At 65.0% G+C, this 16045-nt stretch carries 13 protein-coding genes; 5 read left to right on the top strand and 8 right to left on the bottom strand.

What is annotated here, in order from left to right; genetic code table 11:
• The first annotated feature begins 13 nt into the window (after positions 1 to 13).
• Together P7C00_RS22250 and P7C00_RS22255 are read left to right on the top strand one after the other, a co-directional pair.
• Complete coding sequence (locus P7C00_RS22250; RefSeq protein ID WP_346636202.1) at positions 14 to 463, top strand: GFA family protein; 450 nt, start codon at positions 14 to 16, stop codon at positions 461 to 463.
• A gap of 37 nt (positions 464 to 500) precedes the next feature.
• Positions 501 to 899 carry a lysozyme inhibitor LprI family protein gene (locus P7C00_RS22255; RefSeq protein WP_236184875.1) on the top strand — a complete coding sequence of 133 codons (399 nt, stop codon included), beginning with the start codon at positions 501 to 503 and terminating at the stop codon, positions 897 to 899.
• A gap of 105 nt (positions 900 to 1004) precedes the next feature.
• Here P7C00_RS22255 and peaD read toward each other — a convergent pair whose 3' ends face one another.
• The 4 genes from peaD to peaA all read right to left on the bottom strand — a co-directional run bounded on the left by peaD (position 1005) and on the right by peaA (position 5566).
• Positions 1005 to 2123: a quinohemoprotein amine dehydrogenase subunit beta gene (gene peaD / locus P7C00_RS22260; protein WP_346636180.1), complete on the bottom strand. Its 1119-nt coding sequence runs from the start codon at positions 2121 to 2123 to the stop codon at positions 1005 to 1007.
• A gap of 23 nt (positions 2124 to 2146) precedes the next feature.
• Positions 2147 to 2470, bottom strand: a complete 324-nt coding sequence (qhpC, locus tag P7C00_RS22265) for a quinohemoprotein amine dehydrogenase subunit gamma (RefSeq protein WP_102861784.1) — start codon at positions 2468 to 2470, stop codon at positions 2147 to 2149.
• Position 2471: 1 nt separating this feature from the next.
• Positions 2472 to 3905: a quinohemoprotein amine dehydrogenase maturation protein gene (peaB, locus tag P7C00_RS22270; protein ID WP_404937390.1), complete on the bottom strand. Its 1434-nt coding sequence runs from the start codon at positions 3903 to 3905 to the stop codon at positions 2472 to 2474.
• A gap of 80 nt (positions 3906 to 3985) precedes the next feature.
• Positions 3986 to 5566 (bottom strand): quinohemoprotein amine dehydrogenase subunit alpha, encoded by a 1581-nt coding sequence (gene peaA, locus P7C00_RS22275; protein ID WP_404937391.1) that lies wholly within the window; start codon positions 5564 to 5566, stop codon positions 3986 to 3988.
• A 380-nt stretch (positions 5567 to 5946) separates the two neighbouring features.
• Here peaA and P7C00_RS22280 point away from each other — a divergent pair, with 380 nt between their 5' ends.
• Together P7C00_RS22280 and P7C00_RS22285 are read left to right on the top strand one after the other, a co-directional pair.
• Positions 5947 to 7602 (top strand): WG repeat-containing protein, encoded by a 1656-nt coding sequence (locus P7C00_RS22280; protein ID WP_346636184.1) that lies wholly within the window; start codon positions 5947 to 5949, stop codon positions 7600 to 7602.
• A 93-nt stretch (positions 7603 to 7695) separates the two neighbouring features.
• Positions 7696 to 8361, top strand: a complete 666-nt coding sequence (locus P7C00_RS22285; protein ID WP_123724981.1) for an HAD family phosphatase — start codon at positions 7696 to 7698, stop codon at positions 8359 to 8361.
• Between the two features lie 518 nt (positions 8362 to 8879).
• Here P7C00_RS22285 and P7C00_RS22290 read toward each other — a convergent pair.
• A complete protein-coding gene (locus tag P7C00_RS22290) occupies positions 8880 to 10595 on the bottom strand; it encodes a 2-isopropylmalate synthase (protein ID WP_404937392.1) in 1716 nt (571 codons plus the stop codon).
• Between the two features lie 338 nt (positions 10596 to 10933).
• On the opposite strand from P7C00_RS22290, the gene P7C00_RS22295 reads away from it, so the two are divergent.
• Complete coding sequence (locus tag P7C00_RS22295; protein WP_404940068.1) at positions 10934 to 11701, top strand: AraC family transcriptional regulator; 768 nt, start codon at positions 10934 to 10936, stop codon at positions 11699 to 11701.
• 4 nt (positions 11702 to 11705) lie between these two features.
• On the opposite strand, the gene P7C00_RS22300 is transcribed toward P7C00_RS22295, so the two are convergent.
• The 3 genes from P7C00_RS22300 to P7C00_RS22310 are packed head-to-tail and all read right to left on the bottom strand — an operon-like array spanning position 11706 to position 15872.
• Positions 11706 to 13295: a DHA2 family efflux MFS transporter permease subunit gene (locus P7C00_RS22300; protein WP_404937393.1), complete on the bottom strand. Its 1590-nt coding sequence runs from the start codon at positions 13293 to 13295 to the stop codon at positions 11706 to 11708.
• Entirely contained in the window at positions 13288 to 14397 is a 1110-nt protein-coding gene (locus P7C00_RS22305; RefSeq protein ID WP_346636187.1) for an HlyD family secretion protein, read from the bottom strand. Before P7C00_RS22305 ends, P7C00_RS22300 begins: the two co-directional genes overlap by 8 nt.
• Positions 14394 to 15872: a TolC family protein gene (locus P7C00_RS22310; RefSeq protein ID WP_346636188.1), complete on the bottom strand. Its 1479-nt coding sequence runs from the start codon at positions 15870 to 15872 to the stop codon at positions 14394 to 14396. The genes P7C00_RS22305 and P7C00_RS22310 overlap by 4 nt, the downstream gene beginning before the upstream one ends.
• Positions 15873 to 16045 lie beyond the last annotated feature (173 nt).

Below are 16045 nucleotides of genomic sequence, written 5' to 3' on the forward strand. Positions count from 1 at the left end.
TGAAATCCAGGCCATGGCCGACGACCTGCTGCAGGCCGCGCAACGCCACGCCTCTGCCCGACCACTCAACGGCAGTTGCCTGTGCCAGGGCGTGCAATATCAGGTGCAACGCCTGGACATGCCCATCGGTCACTGCCATTGCCGGACCTGCCGCAAGGCCCATGCCGCGGCCTTTGCCTCCACCGCCGGGGTGATGCGCGAGCACTTTCGCTGGACCCGGGGCCAGGAGCTGCTGAGGACGTTCGAGTCCTCGCCGGGCAAGCTGCGGCACTTCTGCTCGGTCTGCGGTTCTCATTTGCTGGCGGAGCGGCCGGGCCAGCCCCACGTGATCCTGCGGGTGGCGACCCTGGACGATGATCCGGGACAGACGCCCCAGGTGCATATCTGGACTTCCCACGATGTGCCCTGGCTGGCCGACGAAGCGCTGCAACGCTGGCCCGAGTGGCAACCCAGCCGCGGCTAGACTGTTTTTTCCTCATTGACCGATTGCGAGACTTTCCATGCGTCCGATCCTGTTGCTGGCCCTTGCGCCGCTGCTGCTGGCTCCATTGGCCCAGGCCTATGAGTGCAACAGCACCACCCAGACCGATATGAACCTGTGCGCCAACGTCCAGCACAAGGCCGCGGACAAGGAGCTGAACACCCTTTACCAACAGATCAACCAGCGCCTGAAAGACCAGCCACACAGCAAAAAGCTGTTGGTCAGCGCACAGCGCGCCTGGGTGGCGTTCCGCGATGCCGAGTGCAGTTTTTCCACCTCGGGCGTGCAAGGTGGCAGCCTGTATCCGGTGGCCTACAGCAACTGCATCACGGCCTTGACCAAGGCCCGCGTGGAGAGTTTCAAACAGTACCTGCAGTGCGAGGAAGGCGATTTGAGCTGCCCGGTGCCCAGACAGTAGGAGCGGGCTTGCCCGCGAAAGCATCGGTGAGGACGCCTCACCGCTTGCGGGCCTGTTCGCCGGCCAGCCGGCTCCTACCACAGGAGCCGGCGGCTGGAGACGCAGTCAGCGGATGAAAATCTGCGTTGTGGTGGCCGCCATGTCGCCACCGGGCAAGGTGATCTTGCCCACCTGCGCCATGCTCTCGGCATCGAAGATCGCCACATCGTTGAAGGTCCCCGTCAGGTAGATCTTGCTCCCGGCCTTGTTGAACGAAATGCAGTAGTAGGAGTGTTCCAGGGTCGCGGCCTGGAGCAGCTTCTTCTGCTTGATGTCGTACTTGGCCAGACGGTTGAGCACGCCGAACATCAGGTTCGGGTCCTTGGGCGAGCGCATGCCGCTGAAGTAGATTTCGGTCAGCGGACCGAAATCGGTGGTTTCAGTCTTGCCGGTCTTCAAGTCGATGCTGAACAGCCCGTACAGCGGCTCGGCGGTGGCCGGGTCCTGCTGCTTGTCCTTGAATTTCGCCGCGGTGTAGAGCAGCGAGAAATCGTGGCGGTAGGTCTGCTGGTTCCAGATGTAGAGCACGTCGGGGGCGCTGTAGTTGGGGCGTTTCCAGTGCCGGCTGGGGATCAGTACGTCGAACTTGCCGGTCTGTACGTTGACCTTGTACAGGTCCGGACCGGCCACATACAGGCTGCCGTCGTCGCCGCTCTGCATGATGGTCAGCTGGCGCGGCGCAGGGAAGCTGCGCAGCGGCTTGGCATTGAGCCCGGCGTCGGTGGCGTAGACATCCAGCCGCGGCTCCTTGACCTCGTAGCGATCATTAAGCAGCAAGGTCGGGTTGGCCACGGTGTACAACTCCTTGCCGTCGTGGCTGACGGTGAAGGCGAACATCGAGCGCGCCTTCTCTCCCGGGTGCTGGGTGATGCTGGCGTGGAACACCTGCTTGCAGCTGTCGAGCTCGACACCGTAGACATCCGCGTAGTGGTTGTTCAACACGTAGGCGATCTTGCGGTCCGGCGACAGTTGCACGGTGCCGGGGCCGAAGGCGTCGGGCATCTTGCAGGTCTTGTACAGGCTGTCGCTGGCCAGATCGATGACGTGCAGGTTGTTCGGGTAGTTGGTGGTCACCATGTATTCGTGACCGCTGTTGAGCGCCAGGCTCTCATCGGCCAGGGCACTGAAAGAACAGGCGCCGAGAACCGCGAGTGCGACCAGGCCGCAGGCTTTGATGCTGTGCATGCTGGAATCCTTCTTCTTGTTCATCACTTGTCTTTCGGGAAGACAGTGCCGAGGTTGCGCCAGTTGTCGTTGGAGGCCTGGGCGTCCTTGTTCCAGTCGGGGTAGGTGCTCATCATGTCCGGCACCTGGGCCGGCCACCAGCAAGGGTCGGAGCAGCCGTAGAGGTCGGCCTCCATCGGCTGGCACAGGGACGAAACCCCGCCAAAGGCATCGATTTCCCAACCCGGGTCAGTGGTGGAAGCGCAACCGGCCACGGAGTTCATCGCCAGCACGTCTTCGATCCGGTCCTGGGCCGCAGCCTCGGTCAGTTTCTGAGCTTTGTTATTGATCGGCTTGAGATGTTTCATGTCAGTGAGCCTTGCGCGGAGTGATGTAACTGCTGATGAACGCAGGGTTGTGCGCCATGATCCGGCTGTAGACTTCGATGCCGAAATCCACCCAGTCACGCATCAGTTCGCAATAGTGATAAGTCGGATGCGCCGGGTCGCCATAGCGGACGTAGCTCTCGTGATAGCAGCCACCGGAACACAGGTTGCGGATGCGGCAGCTGTCGCAGCCGGTGTTGGTCCGGTCCAAGCGTTGGGACAGGAAGTCGTTGAGTTCCACCTGCTTGACCCCGCCGTCATGCACGTTGCCGAAGGTCGGCAGGGATGAGCCGGTGAAGCGGTGGCACAGGTTCAACTCGCCCTTGTGGTCCACCGCCAGCATCTTCAGCCCGGCGCCGCAGGGCAGCGCCTTCTTGTGGCCTTCGTGGATGTCGGTGATCAGTTGGTGCAGGTTGGAGAAACCGATATTGCGGTGCTCCAGGGCCGCCGCAAGGTAACGCCGGCCCAGGCGTTTCATGCTGGCGAAAACTTCGATCAGCTCCTCGCTGCTGAGGTTGAAGCTGCTGATGTCACCCGAGGTCACCGGGGCGAAACCCACCTCGGCAAACCCCAGCTCGTTGAACAGGTGGTCCCAGATGGTCTCAAGGTCGGTGACTCCAGTGGTCAGGGTCACCCGCGCCCCCACCGGCCGGCTGTCGTAGCGCGACAGGAGCATCTGCGCCTTGCGCCGTACCACGTCATAGGTGCCCTGCCCGCCCACGGTGATGCGGTTGCGGTCGTGCACGGTCTTGGGCCCGTCGATGCTCACCGACAGCCCGAAACGGTGGGCGTTGAGGTAGTCCACTGTCTCTTCGGTAAGCAAGGTGGCGTTGGTGGTCATGACGAACTCGACGAACTTGCCGGCCGCGCGAAAACGCTGTTCGCAGTAGTCCACCATGGCCTCGATCAGCGGCCGGTTGCTCAGGGGCTCACCGCCGAAGAACACCACGGTGTAGCGTTCCTCGTCCGGAGACTCCTGAAGCAGCATCTCCACCGAGGCGATGGCCGTTTCCAGGCCCATCTTCTTGCCCGCCGAGGGCTTGTCCAGGTCTTCCTTGTAGCAGTAGGTGCAACTCAGGTTGCAGCCGGTGTTGACGTTGAGCACCACGGTATTGATCGCTGTGCGCTCGACCCGCTTGATGCCGATTTCCGGGGTCAGGGGCGAGCCGTCGCTGACCAGCTCCAGGGCGATCAGCTCGCGCAGGGTGTCGCTGACATCCACGCCGTCGTAGCTGCCAGCCAGCTGTTGGATCAAGTCTTGCGGGGTACAGCCCGGCCCGCGCAGGGCATCGATGATGCTGCAGGTCAGGGCATCGCTGGCGAACAGCGAACTGCTGGGGATATGGAACAGCATGCGGTCGGCGTCCACCTGCACTTCATGCAGATTGCGCTCCACCAGATTCAGAATTGCGCCCATTACAACCTCCTGTGCAAAGCCCCGCTTTCGGGGCCTGCGGTCATTGCCTGAAAGTGTCTGTCGGTAGCGTTCGACGGCCCTCAGGGAATGGGTGGATTGTTCCAGCGTTGCACGGTGACGATCAGTTGGCCCTCGCCAGTCAGGGCCTTGCCGGCGTCATCCACGGCGGCGATCACCTTGAGGTTGCCGGCGTTGTTGGTGGACATCTTGCGCTGCGGGTTGGGCCCGGCATCGCCCGGGGTGAACACGCCGCTGTCGGCCTGCATGCTGCCGGCGTACTTGACGTCCTCGTCCTTGGCCGCCTGGGCATCGAAGGCCTCGACCTTCCACTGCGCCGGCATCACGCCGATGCGATAGGCCTTGCCGTCGGCGCCCTTGCCCCAGGCCTCGGCATCGAAACGCCCCTGGACCTTGGGCGTGGAACCGCCGCCGTCACCCACTCGGGCCACGGAGAACGCCGGCACCACCTTGACCTCGGCGATGCGGTTGTACACCGCCAGCGTCGCGCCCTTGAGACTGCCGACACTGACCTCGCGCAGGCCCGGCTGGGCCGTCGCGGCAGCCTTGAGCCTGACCCGGATTCGCTCTGGATGCTGCTCCAGCACCTGCACCACCTCGACCCCCTTGCCAAAGCTCGGGGCGCCCGCAAGGCCGGCGCCCACCAGGGTCACTTCGGCCTCTTCACCGGCCTTCAGGTAACCCGGCTGCACCGCCAGCAGTCGGCTGCTGCCCTGCCTGGCGGCGATGAAGTCCAGGCCGCGCTCGTCGTGCTCGGCCTCGAACATCCGCCCTTGCAGGGCATTGCCCTGGGCCGCCAGCACCTGGCGCATGACCACGCCGTCGACAGTGACGTTGCCGCGCCACTCATAACCGTTGTAGAGGATCGCGCTGCCCTCGCCATTGAACGGGCTGCCATCGGCGTACTGGCCCTTGACGCTGACCTTGAACTGATCGCCCTCCCCGGCGCTGACGCTCATCACCCCGGCCAGTTCGCCCTTGCCCGGCAGGTGGCCGCTGAAGCTCCAGTCGCCGGCCAGTGCCGCCGCTTGCGGGCGGGCCTGTTGCCAGGCCTTCCAGGCCGGGTTGTCGAGGGGATAACGCGTGGCCAGCAAGGGCACCATTTCCTTGAGGGCAGTGGGGAACCATTCGCGGTCCCGGGACAGGGCCTGGTACTCCAGGGACGGCCACTGACCGAGGTGGAAATTCACCAGGCGTTCCCATTCCTGGGCCGGGCGCCGTTGCAGGGCGATGCGCGCGCCAGAGTGACAACGGGCGCACATCTGGGTGGTCTGCTCGTCAAAATGCTCGACGGTGTTCAGGCGCCGCTCCAGGGCGTAGCGCACGCCGTCGGTCTCGCTGGGGGCCAGGCCCTGGGTATCGGCCAGGTACTTGACCAGGGTGCGGCGGTCGTCATCGCTGATTTGCAGGCCGTGCATGGTCTGCATGCGGGCAATGCTCATCAGCCAGCCTTCCGGGGTCTTGCGCTGGTGGCTGATGCGGCTCAGGGCGTCCCCGGCCTCAGGGGTATGACAGCCCTGGCAGGTTTCCTTGAGGATGCTCTGCGCATCCCGGGCGGCGAAACTCGAAGGGGCATGCAAGGCGCTACAGGTGGCAATGGCCAGCAGGCTGGCGCTCAGCCTCAGGCGGAGTTTTCTCTTCATCAGGGTCGAACCTCCCACGGTGCTTTCTTATTTTTAGCGAGTCGTTTTTATGGTTTCTGCCATGTCCGGCGATACCGGCCATGGAGGCAAGAGAAACGTCTGAAGCTATGCAATACACGGAGCGTGCCAGCTTACAAACCAGCGCCCGATCAATGACTTAGACAGATGCCTGGGGCGCCATCGGGCTGATGGGTGTTACCCGCCGTACAATTTCGCGACAAACGTCTCAGTCTGAGACAGGGTTTAGCGCTGTACCTGTGGTTTTCTTTGCAATTGGATCTTGCATTTATCCGGCGCCACCGCAGAATCACCCGCGCTTTGCCCGCTCCGCATTCCGGGGCGCTCTGCACTACCCCTCATTTACAAGGAACCTGAAGTTCATGGATAGAAGCGCCTGTGCCCGTCTCGGCTCGCTGATCCTCTCGTTGTCTGCTCTGACCCTGGTCGGATGCAAGGAAGACTCCAGTCCCAAAACCGCCACACTCGCGCCGGCACCGGCTCCGGCGGCCATGGTCATGCCGATCTGCGCCAATGGCGAATGCGCCGTGCTGGACCAGAACGGTGCGGTACTGGTCAGCGCCGACAACGACTACGACGCCGTGGTCGCCCTGCCTCTGGAAAAGAGCTTCCTGTTCGCCAAGGACGGCACCTGGAACCTGGCCAGCGCCGATGGCAAGCAAGTCATCAAGGCCGACTTCACCGATGACCTGCGCCTGCTGACGCCCGGCCTCTTCGGCTTCGGCCAGGACGGCAAGCTGGGGATCATCGACCAGGCCGGCAAGCAGATTCAGCCACCGCGCTTCGACGATCTGTACATCGGCGGCAATGATGACTTCATCGTCTACGAGATCGGCGGCAAGCGCGGCATTCTCAGCGCCACCGGGCAGGTGATCACCGAGGCCGTGTTCGACAGCAGCATGGTCCGCGACGATTTCGCCAAGCGCGGCTGGTGGATGATCGCCGAGCGTGGCAGCGACAAGTGGGCGCTGAACCTCAAGACCGGCGAGCAGAAGAAGATCGACTTCGACAGCATCGACTACTTTGCCAACCAGCATCTGGTGGTCAGCACCGAACAGGGCAAGGCCCTGGCCGATGCCAAGGCTCAGTTGATCAGCGCCGCCACCTACAACTGGATGGGCGAGCCGGGTGACGGCCTGGTGGCCTTCCGCGAAAAATACGACAGCCCCTGCGGCTACATGGACTTCCAGGGCAAGACCGTGATCCAGGCCCAGTTCGGCACCTGCCAGGTGTTCGGCAAGCAGGGCGCGCTGGTCACCGCCAAGAATGCCGACGGCAGCTCCGGCAAGGCCGGGATGATCGATCGCCAGGGCCAGTGGAAGGTGCAACCGGTCTATGACTCGGCGGACCCGGCCGGCTTCAGCCCCCTGGGGATGTTCAAGCACATACCGGGGCTGAACCAGGTCGCGGTGCTGCAGAACGTGTTCAGCGCCACCTTCGGCATCTTCGATGTGGACAAGGGTGTCGAGCTGTTCAAGCCCACCTACGCCCAGATCGGTGCGATCAACGCCGACCTGTTCGTCTTCAGTACCGCCAACAGCCCGACCAAGCAGGCCACCCTGTTCGGCCAGGCCACGCAAGTACGCACCGTGGGCCTGATGGACGCCAGCGGCAAGGTGCTGCTGGAGCCGGGTCAGTATGTCGACATCCACCTGGACAGCAGCGGCCACTACCTGCTGGCCACCGACGACACCTCGCCCCTGGCCACCTCGGCCCTGTATGACCTCAAGGGCAAACGCCTGATCGCCAGCAAGTGGCAGGAACTGGTGGTGGACGAAACCCGCGGTGCGATCTTCGGCTATGCCGTGGAAGGCCTGGGCGACGACCAGACCCGCAGCCTCAAGGCCCTGTATCGCCTGGACGGCACCCCGAGCTTCCAGGTCAGCCAGGTAGAATGCGGCGCCGAACAGGTGCGTGACGGCCAGGACAAGGTGCTGTGGCCGGCCAACCCACAGGACCACTGCCCGCAACCGGACGAAGAAGAAGACCAGGGCGAAGGCGACAACGCTCAGGGCTGAGGCCAGCGGTCACGGTTGGGATCAAGCCTGCTAGGATGCGGGCTTGATCGATTCAGCCAACCGGCCCGGATGGGGCCCGACAGGAACTGTCCCATGCTCAACGCTCTGCTTTTCGACCTTGACGGCACCCTGACCGACACCGACGCCCTGCACCTTCTGGCCCTGCAACAGTTGTTGCACGAAGAAGACGGCCGGGTGTTCACCGAGCAAGAGTTCGCCGCCCACGTCAGCGGCCAGGCCAATGCCAACATGTGCCGTTACCTGTTCCCCGAGCGCAGCGTGGCGGAACATGAGGCCTTCGCCGAACGCAAGGAAGTGCGCTTTCGTCAATTGTCCCCCCAACTCAAGCCCATGCCCGGCCTGCTGCGCCTGCTGGATTTTGCCGCCGAGCACGGCATCGGCGTGTGCGTGGTGACCAACGCCCCACGGGCCAACGCCGAGCACATGCTCAAGGTGCTGGGCCTTGAGGAGCGTTTCCAGACGGTCCTGGTGGCCGAGGAACTGCCTCGGGCCAAGCCCGATCCCCTGCCCTACCTCAGCGGCCTGGAATGTCTGCAAGCCAGGGCCGAGCATTCCCTGGCCTTCGAGGACTCGGTCCCCGGGCTGACCGCCGCGGTCAAGGCCGGCATCTGCACCTTCGGCCTGGCCACCAGCCAGCAACCACAGACCCTGCTGAGTGCCGGCGCCCATCGGGTGATTCAGGACTTCGACGACCCGCAGTTGTGGGCCGAGATTCATCGCCGCCTCAACCTGGCCTGAAGGGCGGGCCGCCACGAAGCGGGCGCCCGTGAAGGCACTGAGCATGGATCAGGTCTTGAAAGGAGTATCGCTGGAGCGTGCAGCGGGACGGTTGGCGCAGGCCAACCAGAGCGGAAACGACAGGTGAGGAGCGATAGCTGGGAAACAAACAGGTGGGAAACAGCAGGTCGGAAGCAACAGGTGGGAAACGAGAAGCAGGAAGGAAAAAGTGCTCGCCCATCACTTCGGCAGTGGCACCTAGGCCGAAGTACCCCCTTTGGCTGGGCGAGCAGGGAGGAATATACGCGGGCGCTGGGGACGCTCCTATCGGACAGATCCTAAAACGCGGTGCGATCTGGACAAATGATTTTAGGTTTTTTCCTCAGCACGACCTTTTTTTCACTGTCCTTTCACCTCGCCTCCCTTAGATTGACTACCACTCCTTAACGAATCCCATTTGGCCCGCCTATAGCGGGCTTTTTTTTGCCCGGGCATCCGCCGGCCGGCACAACAGGGTGCCGACCGCGGGCCCGAGTCACTCAGCGAGTCGCGGGCTCCAGGACGGATTCCGCGGCAGGGGTGAACGTCAGCACTCGCTCCGGATAAAACCGCGCCGCGGCATTGAGCACCGCCTGCACCGAAGCGGTGACGATGTTGGCGTGACATCCGGCGCCAAAACGTGAACCGGCAACCCCGGGCCACGCCGCTTCCACAATGGCCAGCGCCTGGGCGTCGGCCCCCGCTCCCAGGTTGCGCTCTTCAAAACTGTCGATGCGCAGCGGCAAGCCCAGGGCCGCCAAGGTCGCAGCAACAGGTCCGTTGCCCACCCCACGCAAGCACAGTTCCTGGCTCCCGAGGCGGGCGATGCGCAACTCGATCCCTTGCCCCTCGGGGGCATCGAACAATCGGTGACCGAGATACACCAGGCTCGCCTCCCCCTCTCCAACAGCCAGGTAGGTGCACTGAAACACCTCCCATAAAGCCTCACTGCTCAGTTCGGCATCACTGGCATCGGCCAGCTTCTGCACGATGGCGCTGAATTCGATCTGCATGCGCCGGGGCATGACGATGCCGTGGTCGCGCTGCAGCAGGAAAGCGATCCCGCCTTTGCCGGACTGACTGTTGACTCGCACGATGCTGTCGTAGGTCCGCCCCAGGTCCTGCGGATCGATGGGCAGATAGGGCACCTCCCAGAAACCGTCGGCCGCCTGGGCGGCAAAGCCTTTGGCGATGGCGTCCTGGTGCGAGCCGGAAAAGGCGGTGAACACCAGATCGCCGACATAGGGATGGCGCGGATGGATCGGCAGCGCCGTGCACTCCTCGGCGACTCGAGCCACCGCAGCGATATCGGAAAAATCCAGCCCGGGGCTGATGCCCTGGGTATAGAGATTCAGGGCCAGGGTCACCAGATCCAGGTTGCCACTGCGCTCACCGTTGCCGAACAGACAACCCTCCACCCGCTGGGCTCCCGCCAGCAACGCCTGTTCGGCACAGGCCACGCCGGTGCCCCGATCGTTGTGCGGGTGCACTGACAGCGTCACCTCATCACGGCGCTCCAGGCGCTTGTGCATCCATTCGATCTGGTCGGCAAAGACGTTGGCCGTGGCCACCTCGACGGTGGTCGGCAAGTTGATGATGATCGGGCGCCCGGGGCCGGCGTCCCAGGTGCGGATCGCGGTGTTGCACATGCGCAGCGACACCTCGAGCTCCGCCATGCAGAACGTTTCGGGGGAGTACTGCAGCACCCATTCGGTTTCCGGGTGCTGATCGGTCAAGTCGCGTAACAGCCTTACATGGCGTTCCACCAGGGCCTCGACCTCGTCCACCGAAAGCCCGAACACCACGCGCCGCCAGACCGGGGCGATGGCGTTGTACAGATGGACGATGACCCGGCGCGCGCCCTGCACGCTGCGTACGGTTTCGCGGATCAGGTCCTCACGCAGTTGGGTCATCACCATGGGGGTGACATCGGCGGGAATCCGCTGCTGTTCCACAAGCTCACGAACCACCTCGAAATCGGTGCGCGAGGCGGCGGGGAATCCCACTTCGATTTCCTTGAAGCCCAGGCGCACCAGTTCCTCGAACAGGCGCAGCTTGCGCTCGCGGTTCATCGGCTCGAAGAGCGCCTGGTTGCCATCACGCAGGTCGGTGGACAGCCAGATCGGAGCCTGGGTGATGGTGCGTGACGGCCACTGGCGCGAGTCCAGGTCCACAGGGGCAAAGGCACGATATTTGGTATGGGGATGGGTGAGCATACTGACCTCGAAAGAAGCATGGAGAAAGCAATGGATCTCCCCTGCTTTCAGCATGGAAAGCGCTTCGAGGCCGGAGTCTGGGGGAGATCAGCCTGGGTGCCAGCTTCCTGGCAGCACCGGCAGACCCCGGCCGTAAGGCAGGGGTAGCGCTAGTAGCAGGGTCAGGAAGCGGGGAGTCATGGGCAGTGGCAACCGTCTGGGAGAAAGGAGTGACTGGCAGTCTAGGGGGCTGTCATCTGAATGTACTGCGCTAAACACCCTTTCATTGTCGTGAAATGGACATTTGAATTTATGATGGGCGCCCCATGATCCCTTCCGCTCCGGAGGCGCTGCGCTGCATGTCCGATCTGCTGGTTGTCTCGTCCATCGATTGCCTGTCCATGCCGGTCACCAGCATCGCCGTGGATTACCCCAACGGCCATGAAATACCGGCCCACAGCCATCCCCGCTCTCAGCTGGCCTACGCCATCGAAGGCGTGCTGGTGATCGACACCGAGTCCGGACGCTGGGTGGTACCGCCCAGTCGCGGGGTGTGGCTGCAGGCGGGTGTCGAGCACCGGGTGCGGATGCGCGGCGCGGTGCGCATGCGCAGCCTGTTCATCAACGTCGATGCCATAGCCGGCCTGCCCGAGCATGACTGCGTGATCGAGGTCTCGCCGCTGCTGCGTGAACTGATCCTGGCCGCCGCCCAGGTCGGCACGCAGTATGCGCCGGACAGCCGCGACGGCCGCCTGATGCGCCTGATCCTCGATGAGATGCGCTCGCTGCCGGTGCTGCCGTTCAGCCTGCCGTGGCCCCATGAACCGCGCATGCTGCGGGTGTGCCAGGCGCTGGCGGATGACCCGGCGGACAATCGCACCGCCGAGCAATGGAGTGACCGCCTGGCCATGAGCGCGAAAACCTTCCATCGCCAGTTCCTGCGCCACACCGGCATCACCTTTGGCCGCTGGCGCCAGCAGGCGCGCCTGCTGATGTCCCTGGAGTGCCTGGCCGAGGGCATGCCGGTGGTGCAAGTGGCACTGCAACACGGCTACGACAGCCAGAGCGCCTTCGCCGCCGCCTTCAAGCGCCAGTTCGGCACGCCGCCATCGGAGTTCTACCGCTGAGAGCTCAGGCCCGGCGCAGCAACAGACCGGCCACTACGCACAACAGCATGGCCAGCCCCGCCAGCAGGAAGGCATCGCTGTAGGCCAGCAGCAAGGCGTCGCGGTGCAGCACCTTGTCCATCAGGCCCAAAGCTTGCTGACGCAGTGGCGCCAGCGCCGCCGAGTGCAGGGCCCTGGCGTACTCCACGGGTGCCTGGGCCAGCAACCGCACCAGCTCCACCAAACGCTCCTGGGTGGCCTGGGCGAACAGGTTGATGGATTCGCCGATGCGCTGGGCATGGAATTTCTCGCGCTCCACCACGATCTGGCTGGAGAGCGCGATACCGATCGCCCCGCCGACATTGCGCACCATGGAGAACAGCCCGGAGGCCGAGCCCACCTGATCCTTTTCCAGCCCCTGGATCGCCATCACCCCCAGCGCCACCACCACCAGCGACTGGCCGATACCGCGCACCACCAGCGACGGCACGATGACATTCACCGAGGCATCGGGGTTGAGGTGGATGTTCATCAGGCAGCCGATGCCAGTGATGGCGAAGCCGGCAATGATGATGGTGCGGGCACTGCTCCAGCGCATCAGGCGCGGGGTGGCGAACGACATGACGAACTGGATCAGGCCATAGGGAATCATCATCAAACCGATCTGCCGGGCGTTGTAGCCGTGGATTTGGGCAAAGTAGTTGGGCACCAGGAACACCACGCCGAACACCACCGCACCGAAGGTGAATTGCATCAGGCTGGCGATGCCGAAGTTGTAGCGGCCCAAGAGGCGCAGGTTGATCAGCGGCTGCTCGCGGCGCAGTTCGATGGCCACGAAAGCCAGCAGGCCGACCGTGGCCAGGACCGCACAGTTGAAGATGAAGCCCGAGGCGAACCAGTCATGGCGGCCGCCCTCCTCCAGCATGATCTGCAACGCCGAAAGGCCCACGGCCATGCTGGCGATCCCGCCCCAGTCGCCCTGGCGCAACTTTGCCAGGACCATGGGCTGGGGCCGCACCGACCAGCCGATGGCCGCCAGCAGCAACAGCCCCGGCGGCACTTGCAGGTAGAAGATCCAGCGCCACGAATAGGCATCGGTGAGCCAGCCGCCCAGGGACGGCCCCGCCGCCTGGGCGACATTGTTGGCCACGGCAAACAGGGCCATGCCCATGGGGTGCCGGGCCGCCGGCAGCTCGGTGACGATCAGCTGGAACGACAAGGGAATCAGTACCCCGCCAAAGGCCCCTTGCAGCACCCGGGCGACGATCAGGCTGTGGATATTCGGTGCCAGGGAGCAGGCGATCGAGAACAGCACGAAACCGGCGGTGCCGACCATCAGCACCCGGCGCATGGAAAACACCGAGACCAACCAGCCGGTCATGGGAATGATGATGATCTCCGCCACCAGGTAGGCGGTGGTGATCCACGAGCCCTCCTCGAAGGTGGCGCCCAGGGAACCGCGCACGTCCGGCAATGAAGCGTTGGTCACGTGCACGTTCATCCCGGCCATGAAGCAACCCACCACGCTGCCCAGCACCGCCACCCAGGTGCGCAGGGAAATCGCCTGTACGGCGGCCTCGCCCGCGCTGTCATGTACTGCCTGGGCACTACTCATGACGGGTATCCACGCTCACCACTACCGACATTCCGGGGCGCAGTTCTGCCTGTCGCGGCTGCCCCGGATCGAGGCGGATGCGCACCGGCATGCGCTGCACGATCTTGGTGAAGTTGCCGGTGGCGTTGTCCGCCGGCAGCAGGGCGAACTCGGCGCCGGAGGCCGGGGCGAAACTCTCCACCCGGCCCAGCAGCACGTGGCCACCCAAGGCATCGACCTCGACCCGCGCCGGCTGCCCGGGGCGCATGCCGTCGACCTGGGTTTCCTTGTAGTTGGCCACCACATAGGCGTCCTCAGGCACCACCGCCAAGAGCGGTGCGCCGACTTCGACGTACTGCCCCAGGCGCAGGCGGCGCTGGCCGGCGATACCGTCCACCGGGCTGCGGATCAAGGTGCGCGCCAGATCGATACGGGCCAACTGCCGCAGGGCACTGACCCGGGCCACGCCCGCTTCGAGCTTGTCCAGCTGCGCCCGGGCGCTTTGCTGCTCGGTATCGAGCACCTGTACCTGTTGGCGCCGCGCGGTCAGGCTGGCACGGGCTGCGCCCAGGGCGGCATCGGCCTGACGCGCCAAGGCCGCGGCGTTTTCCAGTTGCTGCACGCTGCTGACCTGCTGGCTGGCCAGGTGTTGCTGCCGCCGCCCTTCCTGACCGGCCCGTTGCGCCTCGGCCTCAGCAGCAGCGACCCGGGCCTGGGCCTCGGCGATCAGGCTCTGCTGCTGTTGCTGGCGGGCCTTGAGATTGGCCAGCCGCGCCTGCCCGGCACGCTGTTCGGCCTGGGCCTCGCGCAGCGCCGCCTCGGCCTGTTCGACCCGGGCCTGATAGTCGCTGTCATCGATCCGCGCCAGCAGGTCGCCGGCCTTGAGCGGCTGGTTGTCCTGGACCTCGACCGCGGCCAGGTAACCGGCCACCCGTGGCGCGATGGTGACGATGTCCGCGCGCAGGTAGGCGTCGTCGGTCTCCACCAGGAAACGCCCGCTGAACCACCAGTGCAGGCACCAGGCCAGGATCAGCAACACCACCAGCGCCAACCCGGCATAACCCAGGAAGCGACGGCGGGTGACGGCTTGCGCCGGAGAAGCAGGAACAGGGTTCTGGGTCATTGCACTGGCTCGTCGGAAGTTCGCAGGAAAGGGTTGGCCGCCGCCCGGCTCGGCGGCGGCAGGACAATCGGCGGCGCGCTGCGCCAGCCACCGCCCAGGGCCTTGAACACCAGCACCTGGGTATCGATCACGGCCGCATCGGCCTGGGCCGCCGCAGCCCGGGTGCGCACGTCGGTGCGCTGGGCGTCGAGGTAATCCAGGGCACTGGAGGCACCGGCCGCTCGGGCCAGCCCGGCCAGGCGCAGGGCCTGGTGGTCGCGCTCGGCCGCCAGGTGCAGGGCATCCTGGCGCTGCAACGCGGCCTGGTAGTCGCTCAAGGCTTGCTGCTGTTCCTTCAAGGCCGCCAGGATGCTGCGGTCAAAATCCGCCAGCGCCGCGCTTTCCCGGGCGTCCGCCTGGGTGATGCGCGCGTGGGCAGCATTGAGGTTGGGGAAGCTCCAGGACAGCAGCGGCCCCAATTGCCAGACCGAAGCGTCGCGGTCGTCGAAACCCGAGGGCTGGTGCGCCGACGTGAAGACCCCAGCCCCCAGGCTGACCCGCGGATAGAGGTCGGCCCGGGCCACGCCGATGCGTGCCGTGGCCGCCGCCAGCCGGCGCTCGGCCTGACTCACGTCGGGACGCCGACGCAGCATGGCCAGGGCATCGCTTTGGGGCATGGGCGAATCCAGGGTCGGGGCCTGGTGGCAAGCCTTGGCCGCCACCGGTGCATCACCCGGAGGGCGCCCCAGCAGTACCGCCAGCTCAGCCAGGGCCCGCTGCCGCCCGGCCTGCAACGGCGGCAGGCTGGCCTGTACCTGGCCCACCAGGCCTTCGGCGCGCACCACATCCAGGGTCACTGCGGCGCCGGCCTGATACAGCTGGGCGCTCAGGGCCCGGCCCTGCTCCACCAGCGCCAGGGATTCACCGGCCACCTGCAGGCGCTGGCCATAGCTGCAAGCCTGCAACCAGGCGCGGGTGGTTTCCGCGGCCACCACCACCCGCAAGCCGTCTTCGGCGGCCCGCGCCGCCTCGGCATCGGCTCGGGCAGCATCGGCCAGGCCGTGCAGACGGCCGAACAGGTCAGCCTCCCACTGCACATCCAGGCCAACCCCGTAGCGGCTGCCGGTGCGGATCCGCTGGCTGTTCTGCAAGGCGGCTTCCAGCTGGTCATCGGCGGTGCTGCCGTAGCCGGCCTGGGCCGTCACCTGGGTGGCGGGCTGGCGCAGGGTATCGGTTTCGCGCAGCAGCGCCCGGGCCTGTAGCAGGTTGGCCGCGGCCATCCGCAGGTCGCGGTTCTGGCTCAGGGCCTCCTGCACGGCGGCATTGAGCCCCGGGTCACGGTACAGCTGCCACCATTGGTCGAGCCCCTGCTCGGCCGCTGCATCCAGCTGGCTCACAGGCAGGGGCACAGTGCTGCCGGGCGGCCGTTCCGGCCCCAGGGTGCAGCCGGCCAACAGGGCGCACAGGGCCCATGCAGGCCTTGGGTAAATGGGCATGGGAAGTACTCACGGATTCGAAGCAGCTACTTTAGAAAGGCCAACTGGCGACCGTCTAACGAGAACTTCTTTTCAATTATCGCGAAATGGTCATCTTTCACCCTGAGCCGCTTCCTTCCAGGTATGCGGTCATGGCCCCAGGCTGTCGCCCAGCTGAACGAATTCGCACTGGC

The sequence above is a fragment of the Pseudomonas sp. JDS08PS003 genome, assembly GCF_045013505.1.
Taxonomy (GTDB): Bacteria; Pseudomonadota; Gammaproteobacteria; order Pseudomonadales; family Pseudomonadaceae; genus Aquipseudomonas; species Aquipseudomonas protegens_B.